16 protein-coding genes are annotated in these 17,284 nt (G+C 74.3%); 6 read left to right on the top strand and 10 right to left on the bottom strand.

Going from position 1 to position 17,284, the window contains the following annotated elements; translation table 11 throughout:
• Positions 1-21: 21 nt before the first annotated feature.
• Positions 22-399, bottom strand: a complete 378-nt coding sequence (locus ACI79Q_RS19775; protein WP_456591134.1) for an ArsR/SmtB family transcription factor — start codon at positions 397-399, stop codon at positions 22-24.
• Between the two features lie 258 nt (positions 400-657).
• Here ACI79Q_RS19775 and ACI79Q_RS19780 point away from each other — a divergent pair, with 258 nt between their 5' ends.
• Positions 658-1,251: a DUF305 domain-containing protein gene (locus ACI79Q_RS19780; protein ID WP_456591135.1), complete on the top strand. Its 594-nt coding sequence runs from the start codon at positions 658-660 to the stop codon at positions 1,249-1,251.
• Between the two features lie 68 nt (positions 1,252-1,319).
• On the opposite strand, the gene ACI79Q_RS19785 is transcribed toward ACI79Q_RS19780, so the two are convergent.
• The 8 genes from ACI79Q_RS19785 to ACI79Q_RS19820 all read right to left on the bottom strand — a co-directional run bounded on the left by ACI79Q_RS19785 (position 1,320) and on the right by ACI79Q_RS19820 (position 10,857).
• Entirely contained in the window at positions 1,320-2,474 is a 1,155-nt protein-coding gene (locus ACI79Q_RS19785; RefSeq protein ID WP_456615222.1) for an acyl-CoA dehydrogenase family protein, read from the bottom strand.
• A 22-nt stretch (positions 2,475-2,496) separates the two neighbouring features.
• Positions 2,497-3,003, bottom strand: coding sequence for a 5-(carboxyamino)imidazole ribonucleotide mutase (gene purE / locus ACI79Q_RS19790; protein ID WP_456591137.1), 507 nt, complete (start codon positions 3,001-3,003; stop codon positions 2,497-2,499).
• Between the two features lie 10 nt (positions 3,004-3,013).
• Positions 3,014-4,225, bottom strand: coding sequence for a 5-(carboxyamino)imidazole ribonucleotide synthase (locus ACI79Q_RS19795; RefSeq protein ID WP_456591138.1), 1,212 nt, complete (start codon positions 4,223-4,225; stop codon positions 3,014-3,016).
• A gap of 71 nt (positions 4,226-4,296) precedes the next feature.
• Positions 4,297-4,932, bottom strand: a complete 636-nt coding sequence (locus ACI79Q_RS19800) for a class I SAM-dependent methyltransferase (protein WP_456591139.1) — start codon at positions 4,930-4,932, stop codon at positions 4,297-4,299.
• 211 nt (positions 4,933-5,143) lie between these two features.
• A complete protein-coding gene (locus tag ACI79Q_RS19805; RefSeq protein WP_456615223.1) occupies positions 5,144-8,104 on the bottom strand; it encodes an AAA family ATPase in 2,961 nt (986 codons plus the stop codon).
• The gene (locus ACI79Q_RS19810; protein WP_456591141.1) at positions 8,101-9,249 is read right to left on the bottom strand and encodes an exonuclease SbcCD subunit D; all 1,149 of its coding nucleotides are present in this window, start codon (positions 9,247-9,249) and stop codon (positions 8,101-8,103) included. Before ACI79Q_RS19810 ends, ACI79Q_RS19805 begins: the two co-directional genes overlap by 4 nt.
• 76 nt (positions 9,250-9,325) lie before the next feature.
• Positions 9,326-9,901, bottom strand: coding sequence for a PH domain-containing protein (locus ACI79Q_RS19815; RefSeq protein WP_456615224.1), 576 nt, complete (start codon positions 9,899-9,901; stop codon positions 9,326-9,328).
• A gap of 113 nt (positions 9,902-10,014) precedes the next feature.
• On the bottom strand, positions 10,015-10,857 hold the full coding sequence (locus tag ACI79Q_RS19820; protein WP_456591143.1) for a biotin--[acetyl-CoA-carboxylase] ligase: 843 nt from the start codon (positions 10,855-10,857) through the stop codon (positions 10,015-10,017).
• A 185-nt stretch (positions 10,858-11,042) separates the two neighbouring features.
• Between ACI79Q_RS19820 and ACI79Q_RS19825 the strand changes: the two genes are divergently transcribed.
• The 5 genes from ACI79Q_RS19825 (at position 11,043) to ACI79Q_RS19845 (ending at position 16,754) form a co-directional block, all read left to right on the top strand.
• Positions 11,043-12,671: an acyl-CoA carboxylase subunit beta gene (locus ACI79Q_RS19825; protein ID WP_456591144.1), complete on the top strand. Its 1,629-nt coding sequence runs from the start codon at positions 11,043-11,045 to the stop codon at positions 12,669-12,671.
• Entirely contained in the window at positions 12,668-12,949 is a 282-nt protein-coding gene (locus ACI79Q_RS19830; protein ID WP_456591145.1) for an acyl-CoA carboxylase subunit epsilon, read from the top strand. The genes ACI79Q_RS19825 and ACI79Q_RS19830 overlap by 4 nt, the downstream gene beginning before the upstream one ends.
• Positions 12,946-13,554, top strand: a complete 609-nt coding sequence (locus ACI79Q_RS19835; protein ID WP_456591146.1) for a Maf family protein — start codon at positions 12,946-12,948, stop codon at positions 13,552-13,554. The genes ACI79Q_RS19830 and ACI79Q_RS19835 overlap by 4 nt, the downstream gene beginning before the upstream one ends.
• 82 nt (positions 13,555-13,636) lie before the next feature.
• Positions 13,637-14,899 (top strand): hypothetical protein, encoded by a 1,263-nt coding sequence (locus tag ACI79Q_RS19840; protein WP_456615225.1) that lies wholly within the window; start codon positions 13,637-13,639, stop codon positions 14,897-14,899.
• A 94-nt stretch (positions 14,900-14,993) separates the two neighbouring features.
• Positions 14,994-16,754, top strand: a complete 1,761-nt coding sequence (locus ACI79Q_RS19845; RefSeq protein WP_456615226.1) for an acetyl/propionyl/methylcrotonyl-CoA carboxylase subunit alpha — start codon at positions 14,994-14,996, stop codon at positions 16,752-16,754.
• 58 nt (positions 16,755-16,812) lie between these two features.
• On the opposite strand, the gene ACI79Q_RS19850 is transcribed toward ACI79Q_RS19845, so the two are convergent.
• On the bottom strand, positions 16,813-17,284 hold a 472-nt coding region (locus tag ACI79Q_RS19850; RefSeq protein ID WP_456615227.1), incomplete at its 5' end, for an LGFP repeat-containing protein.

A 17,284-nucleotide genomic window follows, 5' to 3' on the forward strand; every position in this document is an offset into this window, starting at 1 on the left:
CCGACGCCCGGCCCGCGGCCGTCAGTCGTCCTCGGGCGCCGCGTCGGCGAGCACGACCAGCCGACGCAGGCAGTGCTCCCGCAGCGGCTCGGGGAACCCGTCGGCCAGCCGGTAGTACACGACGCGCCCCTGCTTCCGGTTCGTGACGAGACCCGCCGTGCGCAGTAGCCGCAGGGCGTAGCCGACGGCGTCCTCGTTGACCTCCAGGGCCAGGGCGAGGTCGCCGACGCAGAGCTCCTCCACCACGTCGAGCGCGAACAGAACCCGGGCCCGGGTGGGGTCGGCCATCAGGCTCAGCACGCTGGTCAGCCGGGCGGCCTCCTCCCGGCCGGGGAGCCGCGCGCGGGCACGGGCCGTCCGCTCGGGGTCGACCGGGTGGGCGTGCAGGGATCCAGGCATCGGCGGGCACCTCCGCGGACGGCCTACCCGTACGGATCCACGGGCACGCCGCCGTCCCGGGCTCGCGCCCCGGGCCCCGTCGGCGTTTGTCCGTACGACCGTACGGGCATGCGGACCGTCGCCTCGATCCCGCGACGCCGTCGACCCGCACGTCGGCCCCGGGGGATCACCGTGGGACGAGAGCGCAGCCGTCGCGGCGGCCGCGGGACGACGCGCGCGGCTGCGCGCACGGACGACGGAGAGACGGAGAGCGGATCCATGGCGACGAAGCGGAACCACGACGGCGACGAGCACGATCAGGGCGGCATGTCCCACGAGGCGAAGATGTACCTGCGCTTCGCGGCCATGATCAGCACGTCCATGGTGGTCATGTACTTCACCATGTTCGCCGGCACGTGGGAGTGGAGCCACGTCCGGTTCAGCGAGAGCCGCGTGTTCATGGCGCTCACCATGGGCGGGACCATGGGGCTGGTCATGCTCGCCTGGATGCTCTCCATGTACAAGAACGTGAAGGGCAACATCGCCATCGTGGCGGCGAGCCTCCTGCTGCTGGGCGGCGGGATCTTCCTCGACCGCAGCCAGGTCACCGTGGACGACGTCAACTGGATGAGCGCGATGATCCCGCACCACTCGCTGGCCATCACCCGCTCCGAGCGCGCGGACATCGACGACGTCCGGGTGTGCCAGCTGGCCGTCGAGATCATCGAGGCCCAGGAGCGGGAGATCGCCGAGATGGAGTGGCTGATCCAGGACATCCGGGAGAACGGTGAGGCCGAGACCCTCGAGGAGGCGCAGGCCCGGCCCGTCCCGGAGTTCACCGGCTCCGCCCTGCGCGACTGCCCGACGGGCTGATCCCGGGGGACGCTCCCCGCGTCGAGGACCGGCCGGTGAGGGCCCGGGCAGCCGGGTCCTCGCGGTGGCTACTTCAGCAGGCTCCGGGCGATCACCATGCGCTGCACCTGGTTGGTGCCCTCGTAGATCTGGGTGATCTTCGCGTCGCGCATCATGCGCTCGACCGGGAAGTCCTGGGTGTACCCGGCACCGCCGAAGAGCTGGACGGCGTCGGTGGTCACCTGCATGGCGACGTCGGAGGCGAACGCCTTGGCCGAGGCCGAGACGCGGGTGACGTCGGGCCGCCCCTGCTCCCCCGCGGCGGCGGCGACGTAGACCAGCTGCCGGGCGGCCTGGATCTTCATCTCCATGTCGGCGAGCATGAACTGCACGCCCTGGAACTCCCCGATGGCCTTGCCGAACTGCTTGCGCTCCTTGACGTAGGCCACGGAGGCGTCGAGCGCGCCCTGCGCGATGCCGACGGCCTGCGCGCCGATGGTGGGCCGGGTGAAGTCCAGCGTCCGCAGCGCGGTCTTGAACCCGGTGCCGGGCGCGCCGATGATCCGGTCGGCCGGGATGGTGCAGTCGGTGAAGTAGAGCTCGCAGGTCGGCGAGCCCTTGATGCCCATCTTCCGTTCCTTGGGGCCGACGGCGAAGCCCGGGTCGTCGCGGTGCACCGCGAAGGCGGAGATGCCGTTGGCACCCTTCTCCGGGTCGGTGACGGCCATGACCGTGTACCACTCGGAGATGCCGGAGTTGGTGATCCAGGCCTTGGTGCCGTTGAGCACCCAGGAGTCGCCGTCGAGCCGGGCGCGGGTCTTCATCGCGGCGGCGTCGGAGCCGGCCTCCCGCTCGGAGAGGCCGTAGCTGATCATCGCCTCGCCCGAGGCGATCGAGGGCAGCACCTTCTGCTTCACGTCCTCGGACCCGGACAGGATGATCGGCATCGAGCCGAGCTTGTTGACCGCGGGGATCAGCGAGGCGCTGACGTCGACCCGCGCGACCTCCTCGATCACGATGCAGGTCGCGATCGCGTCCGCGCCCTCGCCGCCGTACTCCTCGGGGATGTGGGTGGCGTGGAAGCCGGCGGCCGTCAGGGCCTTCTGCGCCTCGACGGGGTACCGGGAGTCGGCGTCCACCTCGGCCGCGTACGGCGCGATCTCCCGCTCGGCGATGTCACGCACCGCCTCGCGGATCGCCTCGTGCTCCTCGGTCAACGCGTACAGCCCGCTGTCGGTACCCACGACCCGATCGTAGGACGTCCGACTACCCGCCGGTAGCGAGGCGCTCCTGGAGGGTGAGGTCCCGCGCGACAACGCGCTCGGCGAGATCGGCCTGGAACCGCTCGACCCGGCCGCGCAGCTCCGCGTCGCTCGCGGCCAGGATGCGCACCGCCAGCAGCCCGGCGTTGCGGCCTCCCCCGATGCCGACGGTCGCCACCGGCACGCCCGCCGGCATCTGCACGATCGACAGGAGGCTGTCCAGTCCGTCGAGCCGGTCGAGCGGGCGGGGCACGCCGATGACCGGCAGCGGCGTGGCCGCGGCGACCATCCCCGGCAGGTGCGCCGCACCGCCGGCGCCGGCGACGATCACCCGTAGCCCACGCCCGGCGGCCTGCTCGGCGTAGTCGAGCATCCGCCGGGGCGTGCGGTGCGCGGAGAGCACGTGGGCCTCCCACGGAACGTCGAACTCCGCGAGCGCCTCGGCGGCCGGCTGCATCATCGGCCAGTCCGAGTCGCTGCCCATCACGATGCCGACGACGGGGTCGCTCATGCCCTGCTCCTCAGTGCTCGTGGTCGTGCGCGAAGGCGAAGGCCGGGTCGACCACGCCGTCGGCGAGGTAGCGGGCGGCAGCCACCGCCCGCGCCCGCACCTCCTCGAGGTCGGCCCCGAGCGCGGTCACGTGGCCGAGCTTGCGGCCCGGTCGCTGCGTCTTGCCGTACCAGTGCAGCTTCACGTCGGGCCAGTGCGCCATGAGGTGGTGGATCCGCTCGTCCAGCGCCGGCCCCGACCAGCCCTCCGCCGCGGCGGCACCGCCGAGCACGTTGGCCATCACCGCGACCGGGGCGACCATCTCCGTCGAGCCCAGCGGGTAGTCCAGGACGGCGCGCAGGTGCTGCTCGAACTGGCTGGTGCGGGCGCCCTCGATGGTCCAGTGCCCCGAGTTGTGCGGGCGCATGGCCAGCTCGTTGACCAGGACCCCCTCGGCGGTCTCGAACAGCTCGACCGCGAGCATGCCGACGACGCCGAGCCGGTCGGCGATGCGCACCGCGAGTTCTTGGGCCGCGGTGGCCAACTCGTCGGAGAGCCCGGGGGCGGGGGCGTACACCTCGGCGCAGACGCCGTCGCGCTGGACGGTCTGCACCACCGGCCACACCGCCACCTGCCCGAACGGCGAGCGGGCCACCTGTGCCGACAGTTCCCGCACCATGGCCACCCGCTGCTCGGCGAGCAGGGTGCCGTGCCGGTCCAGCAGCTCGTCGGCGGCTCCGGCGTCCCCGACGACGAAGACGCCCTTGCCGTCGTACCCGCCGCGGGGGGTCTTGAGCACGACCGGCCAGCCGTGCGCCGCGGCGAAGGCGGCGACGTCAGCGGCGGAGCGGACCTCGGCCCAGGCCGGCTGCGGCTCCCCCGCCTCCGCGAGCGCGCGGCGCAGCACCAGCTTGTCCTGCGCGTGCACCAGCGCCTCCGGGCCGGGAGCGACGCGGGTGCCCTCCTCGACGAGCGTGCGCAGGTGCTCGGTGGGCACGTGCTCGTGGTCGAAGGTGACCACCGTGGCGCCGTCGGCGAGCGCCCGCAGGTCACCCAGGTCACGGTGGTCACCGATCCGGACGTCCGCGGCCACCAGCGCCGCGGACTCGGCCGGGCCGGCGGACAGCACCCGCAGCGACTGGCCGAGCGCGATCGCCGCCTGCTGGGTCATCCTGGCCAGCTGCCCTCCGCCGACGACGGCGACCACGGGCAGACCGGTACGCGGGTCCAAGGCGGCAGGCACGGTTCCGAAGGCTATCCGGAGAGCCCCGGCGGGCTACCGGGCGTGGCCCGCCGGGACCGGGCGGCGATCGGTCAGGCGGCGGAGCCGACCCGCAGGCGAGCGACCCACGGGTCCTCACCCTTGTGCGGGGCCAGTCCCTGACTCTCGACCTGCTCGAGCACCCGCAGGCCGCGGTCGGCCAGCTCATCGGCCACCTGGGCCACCGGGAGGTACTGCCGGTAGTGCTCCCCGAAGACCTTCTCGGCGGCCGCGTCCTTGTCGGTGCGGAACTCCAGCCACCCCTGTCCGCCGGCCGAGACGACCTGGACCAGGAGCGTCCAGAGGTTGGCGCGGGCGTCGTCGGTGATGGCGTGCACCAGGAAGCGTGCGTAGAGGTTCCACCCGCGGCTCCAGTCGAGGCCGTCGGCGAAACCGGCGATCGACCGCTCGTCGGACAGGTCGACGACCTGGAATCGCGCGCCCCAGCCTTCCTCCTCGGACCGCCGGGTGGCGGTCTCCACGGCGGCGGCGGAGTAGTCGACCCCGACGACCTCGTGGTCCTTCATGCCGAAGAAGCGGGCATCCCGGGCGGTACCGGTGCCGACGTCCACGATCGGCGGCTGACCGTTCATGCGCTCGGTGACCCAGCGGGCGAAGGTCGACTCCTCCAGGGGGACCCGCTCCGACGCCGGGCCGCTGTAGAAGGACTGCCAGTGGTCGTTGCGCATCGGTGCACTCTCCGCATCAGCTCTGGAGCCGCCACCCGCGAGATCGGGTACGGCGGGCGAGAGGCGTGGCACTCCCTGGCCTCACCCTCCGGACACCGGGTGGAAGGTCTTCGTCACCGCGGATACCCCGAACGTTACGTCACCGGACACCCGTTGGTCATCATTTCGACCATCTGCGTGTCGACTTGTCTACTCTGCGTGATCGCACCGGTCAGCCGGCCAGGCGGGAACCGTTCCGGCCGGCGATCACCTCGAGCCTGGTCGGGATGCGGGTGCGCAGCTCCTCCAGGTGGCTGATGACGCCCACCGTGCGTCCGCCCCGGCGGAGTTCGTCGAGCACCGTCATCACCGCATCCAGGGCCTGCGCGTCGAGGGTGCCGAACCCCTCGTCCACGAACAGGGTGTCGATCCGGACGCCGCCGGTCTCCGCGGTGACGACGTCGGCGAGCCCCAGCGCCAGCGCCAGCGAGGCCATGAAGCTCTCCCCGCCCGAGAGCGTCTTGGTGGGACGGCGGGCGCCGGTGTACTCGTCGAACACGTCCAGCCCCAGCCCACCGCGAGCGCCGTGCCGCCCCTGCGCGTCGCTGTGCAGGAACGTGTACCGGCCCCCCGACATGTCCAGCAGCCGCCGGCTGGCCACCTCGGCCACCTGCTCGAGGCGCGCGGCGAGCACGAACGACTGCAGCCGCATCTTCCGGGTGTTCGCCCCGCGGCCGTGGGTCAGGTCGGCCAGCCCGGTGACCTGGTCGGCCCAGGCGCGCAGCTCGGCCAGCGTCAGCTCCGCCGCGCTCACCTTCCCGACCAGGTCGTCGAGCGCACTGCTGCAGCGGCGCGCCTGCTCGAGCGCGGCCACGGCCTCCTCCCGCCGGCGGGTGCCTCCCGCGCAGCGGTCCTCGAGGGCGGCGAGATCGGGCCGGTCGGGGAGGTCTGCGAGCTCCGGGGCGGCCAGCTGGGCGCGCAGCACGGCGACGCGCTGGTCGTGCTCGTCGAGCTGCCGATCCAGCTGCGCCAGACGGCCCGCGCCGGCGAGGGCGGCCGCCGCGGCCTGGACGTCGCGGAAACCTGCGGCCCCGGCGCGCTCCTCCGCCGTCCGGCGGGCCGACTCGGCCTCGGCGCGGGCACGCAGCTCCTCGACCTCGGCGGCCACCACCGCCTCGCACGCCTCCGCGGCGGCCGACAGCCGGGCGACCCGGGCGGCCAGGTCTGCGTCGCCGCCGCGGGCTGCGTCCAGCCGGCTGCCGAGCTCGGCGAGGCCGGTCGTCAGCGCGTCGCGCTCGGCGGTGCGGGCCCGGAGCTCCTCGCGGTCGACGGCGAGCCGCCCGGCCGCCTCCTCGCGCTGATCGAGGAGCCGCTGGAGGCGCGCCTCGGCCGGCGGTAGCCCGGCGGCCAGCCCGGCCGCGACGCGCTCGGCCGCCGCCAGTTCCGCGACGCGCGCGGCCTGCTCGTCCACCGGCAGTTCCCCGGCCCGCGCCCGCAGGCCGGCGAGCTCGCGCTCGACGGCCTCCAGCCGGCCGGCGGCCCCGGTGAACGCGGCCTCGGCTGCATCCGCGAGCGCCCGCGCGGCGTCCTCGTCGGCCGCGGTGACCCGTTCGCCGCCCGGCTCCGCCGGCCGAGGGTGCTCGGTGGAGCCGCAGACCGGGCAGTCGGCGCCGTCGATGAGCCCGGCGGCGAGCTCGGCGGCCATCCCGTCCAGTCGCCGGGCGCGCAGGTCCAGCCACCGTTCCCGGGCGTCGGCGCGGGCGTCCCGCGCCCGGGCGACGTCCTCGCGCAGCGACCGCAGCGTGCGGTCCAGCTCCCCGGCCGCTCGTCCCGCGGCGAGAGCCGCCTCCGCGGACTCCAGGGCGGCGCGCAGGCCCGGCAGCTCCGCGGCGGCCGACCGCGCCGCCACCACCTCCTGCTCCTGCTCGGCCAGCAGCCCCGGCAGCGCGGCGACGGCCTCCTCCCCCGCGCGGCACCGGTCGGCCAGCTCGCGGGCCTGCCGGTCGAGCGCGGCGATCGACCGCTCCAGGGCGCGGGCGCGCTCCACCTCGGGCAGCAGTGAGCGCGCCTCGGCGGCCTGGTCGCGCAGCTCGCGCGCGACCACACCGTCGGCGGGGCGGCCCCCGGCGACCGGCTGCCAGGCCGCCACGGCGCCGGCCAGGTCGTCCGCGGCCCGCTCTGCCGCCCGCCCGGCCGAACGGGCCGCGGCGAGCACGTCGCGCAACGGCTCGGCCCGGCGGGCGGCGTCGCGCTCGGCCCGCACCGGCGCGAGCTCCGGCTCCCGCCGCTCCAGTGCCGCGAGCTCCGCGGTGGCCTGGTCGCGCCGGTCGTGCCGTCCCGCCAGCGCGCGGGCGGCCGTCAGCTCGGCGTCCGCGGTGGCCGTCTCGGCGGCGGCCGCATCGGCCCGCGCGGTGGCCGTCGCCAGGCGCCCGGCCGCGGTGGCCCGCACCTCCGCCACCCAGCGCAGCACTCCCCCGCCTGCCCCCGCGCCCACCAGCTCCGGGGCTAGCTCCTCGGGCACCTCGACGTCGGCTATCTGGGCGACCCGGTCGAGCAGCGTGCCCAGCTGGTAGCGCGCGTCCTCGGTGCGTGCGCGGGCCGCCGCGCGCTCCTCTGCCAGCCACTCCTCGGCCCGGGCGAAGCGGTCGACGTCGAACAGCGTGCGCAGCAGCTCGGTGCGGTGCTCCGGCTCGGCGCGCAGGAACCGCGCGAAGTCGCCCTGCGGGAGCAGCACCACCTGGCAGAACTGGTGCACGTCGAGCCCGAGCCGCGTGCGCAGGTGCTCGGACCCCTCGTCGATGCGCGTGCTGACCGGCTCCCACCCGCCGTCGGTGAGCCGGGAGACCACCAGCTTGGCCTGCTCGGTCGCCCAGCCCTCGCCGCGCTTCTTGGGCCGTTGCTGCTCCGGCCGCCGGACGACGCGCAACCGCTCGTCGCCGAGGGTCAGCTCGCAGCTGACCTCGGTCCGCGTGGCGGCGTCCGCGTGGTCGCTGCGCAGCCGCTTCTCCTCGCCGCGCGCGCCCGGGACGCGGCCGTAGAGGGCGAACACGACGGCGTCCAGCAGCGTGGTCTTGCCCGCCCCGGTCGGGCCCCACAGCAGGAACAGCCCGTCGCGCCCCACCTCGTCGAGGTCGACCTCGACGGTGCCGGCGAAGGGCCCGAAGGCGGTCAGCGACAGCCGGTGCAGCCTCATCGGGCGGCGTCCTCGCGGTCGGCGGCCCCGAGCGCCCGCGCCAGCAGCTCCCGCTCGGCGGCCCCGGCGGGTACGCCCCGCACCGCGCTGACGAATTCGTCGGCGATCTCCAGCGCGCTGCGCCCGCGCATCCGCTCCTGGTAGCTGCCGCGCTCGATCACCGCGCCCGCACCGGTCCAGTCCAGGTGCACGCAGTGCGGGAACCGGGTCTGCAGGCGGCGCATGGGGTCCGCGGGTCGCGTCGGGTCGGTCAGCCGAGCGGAGACGAAGTGCTGCTCGACCGGCTCGTGCGCCGGCTCGGCGAGCAGCTCCTCGAGCGTGCCGGTGAGCACGCTGAGCGGGCGCGGGGTGGGCAGCGGGACCGCCCGGACCCCGGCCAGCCCGCCGGCGTCGAGCTCGACCAGCCAGGCCTGCTTCTGCTGCCCGGCCTCGCCGAAGGAGTAGGCCAGCGGCGAGCCGCTGTAACGCACCCGTGGGCTGAGCGTCTGCGGGCGGTGCAGGTGGCCGAGCGCGACGTAGTCGACGCCGTCGAAGACCGACGCCGGCACCAGGTCGACGCCGCCGACGCAGATGTCCCGCTCGCTGTCGCTCGCCACGCCGCCACCGACGAAGGCGTGCGCGAGCACCACCGAGCGCGCCCCCGGCCGGAGGAAGAGATCGGCGCGCACGCGGTCCATCGCCTCCTGCAGCACCGCCTCGTGCCCACGGGCGCCGGGGACGCCGAGCTCGTGCCGGGCCACCTCGGGCTCCAGGTAGGGGATGCCGTAGACCGCGACCTCGCCGTGCTCGTCGGCCAGCAGCACCGGTTCGTCCAGCCGCGGGGTCGCCGCTCGCACGTGCAGGCCCGCGGCGCTGAGCAGACCGGAGAAGGTGCCCAGCCGGCGAGCGGAGTCGTGGTTGCCGGGGGTGAGCACCACGCGGGCCCCGGTGGCCAGCAGCCGGCCGACGACCCGGTCGAGCACGGCGGTGGCGTCGGCCGAGGGCACCGCCCGGTCGTAGACGTCACCGGCGACGACGACGACGTCGACGCCTTCCTGCGCGACCACCGCGGCCAGCCCGCTCAGCACCTCCTCCTGCTCGGCGAGCAGATCGGTGCCGTGCAGGGTGCGGCCGATGTGCCAGTCGGAGGTGTGCAGCAGCCGCATAGCCGCAGAAGGTAGGGAGGGGGTACGACAGAACCGCCGAGGCGCGCCGTGACGGACCCGTCACATCCGGTGGACGTCAGAGGATCTCGGTGGAGCGCCACCCCTCCGGCGGCGGCCACCCCTCCTCGCCGCGGACGTACCCGGCGTTCTCCCGGGCCCGGCGCTCCGCGTCCTCCTCGATCATGACGTTGAGCAGCTGCTGCACCCCGTCGCTGTCGGGGATCTGCCGCAGCACGGTGGGGCCGCTGTCGCCGGCGGTCTCGATGGTGAGCGTGCCGGATCGGACGATCCGCTCCCAGAGCGTCTGCCGGTAGGAGACGTCGGTGATCCGGGAGAGCCCGAGATCGCGGCCGCGGCGGGCGAGGATCCCCTCGCGGAAGAGCAGCCGGTGGGTGGTGACCACGTAGTGCGTCGTCCGCCAGCGCAGCAGGGGCATGAGCACGAGGAACACCAGCAGGAGGAGCGCCACCACCACGATCGCCAGCCGGATCATCCCCTGCTGCCGGCCGGGCGGGACCAGCGCGGCACCGAACGACGCGCCCCCGACGACGAGCAGGAAGAGCACGACCGGCCAGAAGACCGTCAGCCAGTGCGGGTGCAGGTGCCGCACGACCTCTTCGTCGTCGGCAAGGAGCTTGTCGGGGTACGGCACCCCACCAGGATGCCGCCGATCCGCCCCGGGTCCGGCGATCGACGCCCTCGGCGCGTCCGCACGGACGGCGCTCGACGCCGAAGCCGGGCCGGGGGCGGCGATGCCGTACCGGGTCAGGCCCGCCGCACGTGCCGGACGTCGCCGCTGGCGAGCTCCACCTGTCCCTCGGGGGTGTCCACGACCAGCCGGCCGTCCCAGTCGATCGCACGGGCGGTGCCGACCATCGCGGACCCATCCGGCATCGTCACCTCGACCGTGCTGCCCACCGTCGAGGACCACGACAGGTAGTCGCGGGCGAGACCCGAGACGACCGGGTCACCCAGCGCCTCGCGCCAGCCCAGGTAGCGCCGCTCGACGGCCCGCAGGAAGCCCAGCAGCACCGGGCCGCGGTCCACGGTCGCGCCGGTGACGACCGACAGCGACGTACCCGTTCCGGGGAGCTCGGCCTCCGACGTCGACACGTTCAGCCCCACGCCGACGACGACCCCGGACGGCTGCCCTGCTCCACCGACCGACTCGGCCAGGATGCCCGCCAGCTTGCGCCCGTCCCGGGCGAGCAGGTCGTTGGGCCACTTCACGGTCGAGAGCACGCCGGCCACCTCCCGCACCGACTCCGCCAGCGCCACCCCGGTCAGCAGCGGCAGCCAGCCACGGCGGGCGGCGGGCACGTCCGGGCGGAGGAGGAAGGAGACGGTCAGGCCGGCGCGCGGCGGCGACATCCACACCCGGTCGAGCCGCCCGCGGCCGGTGACCTGGTGCTCGGCCACGAGCACGGTGCCCTCGGGGGCGCCGTCCGCGGCCGCGGCGGCCAGCGCGGCATTGGTCGAACCGATCTCGTCGACCACCTCGACCGAGCGCCACAGGGCGGTGTCGCGGGTCAGGGCGGCCTGCAGCGCGGAGGCGTCGAGCGCGGGACGCTCGAGGTCCGACCAGCGCGAGGAAGGTGTGTCGGGCACGGAGGAGACGGTAGCCACGCGCCGCCGCGGGGTGCGCGCTCGCACCGTGGGCGGGACTCCGGAAGGAAGGGGGCGAGCGGCTCCCCTACGCTACGGATCCCGTGGCCCCGCATGCGCGGCCACGCCCCGTGCACAGCAGCGCCGCCACGGCGGCCGACGAGCGCCAGCGAGGAGAACGAGGACGCGTGAGTGCCGCCGAACTGGAGAGCGCCGGGGAGCAGGTCCCCGACGACGTCGACATCCACACGACCGCCGGGAAGCTCGCCGACTTCGAGCGCCGGGTGCAGGAGGCCGTCCACGCGGGCTCCGAGCGCGCGGTCGAGAAGCAGCACGCGGCCGGCAAGATGACCGCCCGCGAGCGGATCGAGGCGCTGCTGGACCCGGGCTCGTTCACCGAGTTCGACGAGTTCGCCCGGCACCGGTCGACGAACTTCGGGATGGCCGACAAGCGCCCGTTCGGCGACGGCGTCGTCACCGGGTACGGCACCGTCGACGGCCGCCCGGTGGCGATCTTCTCCCAGGACGTCACGGTCTTCGGCGGCAGCCTCGGCGAGGTCTACGGCGAGAAGATCGTCAAGGTGCAGGACTTCGCCATCAAGAACGGCTGCCCGGTCATCGGCATCAACGAGGGCGGGGGCGCCCGCATCCAGGAGGGCGTGGTCTCCCTCGGCCTCTACGGCGAGATCTTCCAGCGGAACGTGCACGCCTCCGGCGTGATCCCGCAGATCTCGCTGGTCATGGGCCCGGCCGCGGGCGGGCACGTCTACTCCCCCGCGCTCACCGACTTCGTCGTCATGGTCGACAAGACCAGCCAGATGTTCATCACCGGCCCCGACGTGGTGAAGACGGTCACCGGTGAGGACGTCACGCTCGAGGAGCTCGGCGGCGCCCGCACGCACAACACGAAGTCCGGCGTCGCGCACTACCTGGCCGAGGACGAGAACGATGCGCTCGACTACGTCAAGGCGCTGCTGTCCTACCTGCCGAGCAACAACCTCGACCCGCTGCCGGCCGTCGAGATGGCGCCGGTCGAGACCGTCCTCCCGGACGCGCTGACCGACGAGGACCGGGAGCTCGACACCTTCATCCCCGACTCGGCGAACACCCCCTACGACATGCACGCGGTCATCGAGCACGTGCTCGACGACGGCGAGTTCCTCGAGGTGCAGCCGCTGTTCGCGCCGAACATCCTCATCGGCTTCGGCCGGGTCGAGGGCCGACCGGTCGGCGTCGTGGCCAACCAGCCCACCCAGTTCGCCGGCACGCTGGACATCGACGCCAGCGAGAAGGCCGCGCGGTTCGTGCGCACCTGCGACGCCTTCAACATCCCGGTGCTCACCTTCGTCGACGTGCCGGGCTTCCTCCCGGGCACGTCGCAGGAGTGGGAGGGCATCATCCGTCGCGGCGCCAAGCTGATCTACGCGTACGCGGAGGCCACCGTCCCGAAGGTCACGGTCATCACCCGCAAGGCCTACGGCGGCGCCTACGACGTCATGGGCTCCAAGCACCTGGGCGCCGACGTGAACCTGGCGTGGCCCACCGCGCAGATCGCCGTGGTCGGGGCGCAGGGCGCGGTCGGGATCCTCTACCGCAAGGAGCTCGCGGCCGCCGAGGACCCCGACGCCCGCCGCGCCGAGCTCATCGCGGAGTACGAGGACACGCTCGCCAACCCCTACATCGCCGCCGACCGCGGGTACGTGGACGCCGTGATCCCGCCGTCGCACACCCGCGTCCAGGTGACGAAGGCGCTGCGGGTGCTGGCCAACAAGCGCCAGACGCTGCCGCCCAAGAAGCACGGGAACATCCCGCTGTGAAGGCGACCGATGAGGGCGGCCCCCTGCAGGGTGCCCGCCGCGAGCCTGCGAGTGGTGGGGAGCAGGGGGTCCTCCCTCCGTTGCTGCGCGTCGTCAAGGGTGAGCCGACGCCCGCGGAACTCGCCGCCCTCACCGTTGTGGTGGCCGCTCTCTCACAGCGCCGCACCCGCCGCCGGCCTCCCGCGCCGGTCGGCGCGTGGGCGTCCTACGGGCGCACCCACCGCCGTCCGCTGCAGGCCGGCCCCGGTGGGTGGCGCGCGGCCGGGAGCCCGGCATGAGCGCCGACCGCAGGCTGGTCCTGGGCTCGGCCTCACCGGCCCGGCTGTCGCTGCTGCGCCAGGCCGGCCTCGCCCCCGAGGTCGTCGTCAGCGAGGTGGACGAGTCGGCGCACTCCGCCCCCCGGGTCGCCGAGACCGTCGCCCTGCTGGCCGCGGCCAAGGCGGCCGACGTCGCCAAGCGGGAGACCGACGCACTGGTGATCGGCGCGGACTCGCTGCTGGAGTTCGCCGGGAGGCCGCAGGGCAAGCCGGCCGACGCCGCCGAGGCCCGCGACCGCTGGCGGCGGATGGCCGGGCGTTCCGGCGTCCTGCACACCGGTCAGGCCCTGTTCGACGTCCGGGACGGGTCCGTGGTGAGCCGGGACATCGCGGTGGCCTCCACCGTCGTCTACTTCGCCGACCCGACCCCGCCGGAGGTGGAGGCCTACCTGGCCACCGGTGAGCCGCTCGCGGTGGCCGGCGCGTTCACCCTCGACGGGCTCGGCGCGCCGTTCGTCCGCCGGGTGGAGGGCGACCCGGCGGCCGTCGTGGGGCTGTCGCTGACGGTGCTGCGCACCCAGCTGGGAAAGCGGGGGCTGACCATCACCGACCTCTGGCGACGTTGACCGCCGGGCCGCGTGTGACAGGTGTGAAGGGATGGCACTCCGGGATGGCGATCACCGACGGCGACAGGTACCCATGGTGACCATGAGTGCGCACCGGGTGATCGTTCATGTCGGTACACCGAAGTCCGGCACGACCTACCTGCAGGACCTGCTCTGGAACTCTCGGGCGGCCCTGGCCGACGCCGGGGTCCTCTACCCGGGCGACGTGCCCGAGGCGCACTTCCACGCCACGCTGGACCTGAAGCAGGAGGGCTTCAACGGCTGGGTCGACCCCGCGCTGGACGGGGCCTGGAACCGGCTGGTCGAGGCCGCGCGGGCGCACGAGGGCACCACGGTCATCTCCCACGAGCTCTTCGGCGACCTGCCCCCGGAGGCGATCGCGCGGGTCCACGCCGACCTCTCCTTCGCCGAGGTGCACGTGGTCGTCACCGCTCGCGACCTGGCCCGGCAGCTGCCCGCCGTCTGGCAGGAGGACGTCAAGAACCGGCACTACCTGCCCTTCGGCGAGTGGCTCGCCACCGTGGGGTCCGAGGCCTGGAGCGACACCTGGTACGGCCGGGCGCTGTGGCTCCGCCAGGACCTCCCGGCGCTCGTGGAGCGGTGGGGGGCGGAGCTCCCGGCCACCCAGGTGCACCTGGTCACCGTCCCGCCGCGGGGGGCCGACCCCGCCACCCTGTGGCAGCGCTTCGCCCAGGTGGTCGGCGTCGACCCTGCCCTCGCCACCCCGCCGGACGGACGGCGCAACAAGTCGCTGGGCCGGGCGGAGGCCGAGCTCCTCCGCCGGCTCAACGAGCGGCTGGACTACGGCATCGACTGGCCGACCTACGCCGCCCGCATCACCCACCACGTGGCCGTCGACGTCCTGGCCGAGCGCCCGTCGTCCGGCTCGCTGACCGTGCCCGCGAGCGCCCGGCCGTGGGTGGTCGCCCGCGCCGCCGCGATGGTGGACGAGCTGCTCGCGGCCGGCTGCCAGGTGGTCGGGGAGCTCGACGAGCTCCGGGTGCCGCCGGCGGGGCCCGCCGAGGCGCCGGCACCCACGGCCGAGGAGATCCTCGATGCCGCCCTGGACGCGATCGTCGCGCTCATCCCCACGCACTCGGCGCCCGAGCCGGAGACCACCGGCGCCGCGCCGGACCCGGGCGAGGAGGACGCCGCGGCGCTCCCGGAGACGGCCCCGGCCGCGGCCCCGGAGTCCGCCGAGCCGGTGGACACCCCGGTGGCCGCGGCCGTCGCCCCCGACGCGGACGACGCACAGCAGGACCCGGTCCGACGGCGGGTGCGGCAGCGAACGCAGCGGATGGCGCGCTTGACGCGCCGCCTCGCCGGGTCGCTCACCGCGCGCTGACCGGTACCGGTACCGGACGTCTGCAGCCCTGCCGCGGAGGCGACGCGGCCTGCTGGCTACAGTCCGAGCCGTCCGAACGAGAGGGAGAACACCGGTGCAGAAGGTTCTCATCGCCAACCGTGGCGAGATCGCGGTCCGCGTGGCCCGCGCCTGCAAGGACGCGGGTCTCACCAGCGTCGCGGTCTACGCCGAGCCCGACCGCGACGCGCTGCACGTACGCGTCGCTGACGAGGCCTTCGCGCTCGGCGGCACCACCCCGGGCGACTCCTACCTGGTGATCGAGAAGATCCTCGACGCGGCCCGGCAGTCCGGGGCCGACGCGATCCACCCCGGCTACGGCTTCCTCTCCGAGAACGCCGACTTCGCCCAGGCCGTCCTCGACGCGGGGCTGACCTGGATCGGCCCGTCGCCGCAGGCGATCGTCGACCTCGGCGACAAGGTCGCCGCCCGGCACATCGCCACCAAGGCCGGCGCCCCGCTGGTGCCCGGGACCAAGGACCCGGTCGGGGGCGCCGACGAGGTCGTGGCCTTCGCGCAAGCGCACGGTCTCCCGGTCGCCATCAAGGCGGCCTTCGGTGGCGGTGGCCGCGGGCTGAAGGTCGCCCGCACGATGGAGGAGATCCCGGAGCTGTTCGACTCGGCGGTTCGCGAGGCGGTCGCCGCCTTCGGCCGCGGCGAGTGCTTCGTCGAGCGATTCCTGGACAAGCCGCGGCACGTCGAGGCGCAGGTGCTCGCCGACACCCACGGCAACGTGATCGTCGTCGGCACCCGCGACTGCTCGCTGCAGCGGCGCAACCAGAAGCTGGTCGAGGAGGCGCCCGCGCCGTTCCTCACCGACGACCAGCGCGCCCGGATCCACGAGTCGGCCAAGGCCATCTGCAAGGAGGCCGGCTACCACGGTGCCGGCACCGTGGAGTACCTGGTCGGCGCCGACGGCTCGATCTCCTTCCTCGAGGTGAACACCCGGCTGCAGGTGGAGCACCCCGTCTCCGAGGAGACCAGCGGCATCGACCTGGTGCGCCAGCAGTTCCGCATCGCCGAGGGCCTGCCGCTGGAGATCACCGAGGACCCCGAGCCGCGGGGTCACAGCATCGAGTTCCGGATCAACGCCGAGGACGCCGGCCGCAACTTCATGCCGGCCCCGGGCCCGGTGAACCGGCTGGAGATCCCGCAGGGCCCCGGTGTGCGCTGGGACTCCGGCGTCGAGACCGGCGGCGAGGTCGCCGGCGCGTTCGACTCGATGCTGGCGAAGCTGATCGTCACCGGCGCCACCCGCGAGGAGGCCCTGCAGCGGGCCCGCCGCGCGCTGGACGAGCTGGTGGTCGAGGGCATGCCCACGGTCATCCCGTTCCACCGGGCCGTGGTGCGCGACAAGGCGTTCACCAGCGAGCCGTTCACGGTGCACACCCGCTGGATCGAGACCGAGTGGGACAACCAGGTCCCGCCCTACGACGCCGTCCCGGCCGAGCAGGACGAGGAGGCGCCGCGGCAGACCGTCGTCGTGGAGGTCGGCGGCCGGCGGCTCGAGGTGTCCCTGCCCGCCGGGCTCGCCGCCGGCGGTGGCGGCGCGGCGCCCGGCGCGGCGGCCAAGCCCCGCAAGCGCGGCGGCGGGGGTGGCGGTGCCGCTGCCTCCGGTGACTCCCTCACCTCGCCGATGCAGGGCACCATCGTCAAGGTCGCCGTCGAGGACGGCGCCACCGTCGAGGCCGGTGACCTGGTCGTCGTCCTCGAGGCGATGAAGATGGAGCAGCCGATCACGGCGCACAAGGCCGGCACGATCTCCGGCCTGGCGGCCGAGGTCGGCGCCTCGGTCACGAGCGGCGCGGTCATCTGCACCATCGCCGACGCCGAGTAGGGCCGCGCGTCGATCGGGGCCCGTCACCAGCTGGTGACGGGCCCCGATCACGTCCGGCTCAGGAGGCCCGCACCTGCCCGGTCCGCATCGACCAGTGCAGGGTCCCGCCCTGGAACCGCTGCCATGCGTCGCCGTCGGGCGCGCGGACCGCCGGGGCGACCGGGTAGCCGAGGTACCCGTTCTCCCAGCCCAGCTGCCCCCACCGGGCGCGGATGGCTCCGTCGATCGCCTGGGCACCGGTGAACGGCGTCCAGTAGATCGACCCACCCTGGAAGTGCTGCAGACACCCACCGTTGCGCAGCCCGCAGCGGGCATCGGTCACCGGATAGCCGTAGTACCCCAGCTCCCAGCCCAGCTGCCCCCACCGGGCGCGGATGTCACCGTCGATCGCCCGGGCACCGGCGAACGGCGTCCAGTAGATCGACCCACCCTGGAAGTGCTGCAGACACCCACCGTTGCGCAGCCCGCAGCGGGCATCGGTCACCGGATAGCCGTAGTACCCCAGCTCCCAGCCCAGCTGCCCCCACCGG

Source organism: Blastococcus sp. SYSU DS0828 (assembly GCF_054050975.1).

Excerpts from the sequence above, each read along its gene's own strand:
- ACI79Q_RS19775 (WP_456591134.1), bottom strand. The coding sequence starts at position 399 with ATGCCTGGATCCCTGCACGCCCACCCGGTCGACCCCGAGCGGACGGCC.
- ACI79Q_RS19780 (WP_456591135.1), top strand. The coding sequence starts at position 658 with ATGGCGACGAAGCGGAACCACGACGGCGACGAGCACGATCAGGGCGGC.
- purE (WP_456591137.1), bottom strand. The coding sequence starts at position 3,003 with ATGAGCGACCCCGTCGTCGGCATCGTGATGGGCAGCGACTCGGACTGG.
- ACI79Q_RS19800 (WP_456591139.1), bottom strand. The coding sequence starts at position 4,932 with ATGCGCAACGACCACTGGCAGTCCTTCTACAGCGGCCCGGCGTCGGAG.
- ACI79Q_RS19805 (WP_456615223.1), bottom strand. The coding sequence starts at position 8,104 with ATGAGGCTGCACCGGCTGTCGCTGACCGCCTTCGGGCCCTTCGCCGGC.
- ACI79Q_RS19810 (WP_456591141.1), bottom strand. The coding sequence starts at position 9,249 with ATGCGGCTGCTGCACACCTCCGACTGGCACATCGGCCGCACCCTGCAC.
- ACI79Q_RS19835 (WP_456591146.1), top strand. The coding sequence starts at position 12,946 with ATGAGCGCCGACCGCAGGCTGGTCCTGGGCTCGGCCTCACCGGCCCGG.
- ACI79Q_RS19840 (WP_456615225.1), top strand. The coding sequence starts at position 13,637 with ATGAGTGCGCACCGGGTGATCGTTCATGTCGGTACACCGAAGTCCGGC.